1 protein-coding gene is annotated in these 204 nt (G+C 53.9%); it reads left to right on the top strand.

All coding sequences use genetic code 11. The features are described 5' to 3' along the window. Nucleotides 1-177, top strand: a 177-nt coding sequence (locus tag AB4263_RS23835) for a transposase domain-containing protein (protein ID WP_372099009.1), incomplete at its 5' end; no start/stop codon positions are given. Nucleotides 178-204: the final 27 nt, after the last annotated feature.

The following is a 204-nucleotide window of genomic DNA, read 5'->3' as shown; positions in this document are numbered from 1 at the left end:
TGGCTGTTCTCTAACACACCAAACGGTGCTGATGCGAGCGCGATGCTTTACAGCATCATCGAGACCGCGAAAGCCAACGGTCTTATCCTCTACGACTACATGGTCAAGTGCATGAAAGAGCTGGCGAAAGCTGAGCCTGATATCGACGCACTCCTGCCTTGGAACTTCAAACACTGACAAGTCGCCCCGTGGGTTCATGGGGCG

It is taken from the genome of Vibrio sp. 10N.261.55.C5 (assembly GCF_041470505.1).
In the GTDB taxonomy this organism is placed as follows: Bacteria; Pseudomonadota; Gammaproteobacteria; order Enterobacterales; family Vibrionaceae; genus Vibrio; species Vibrio crassostreae_C.
This window is presented reverse-complemented; position numbering and strand designations above follow the sequence as displayed.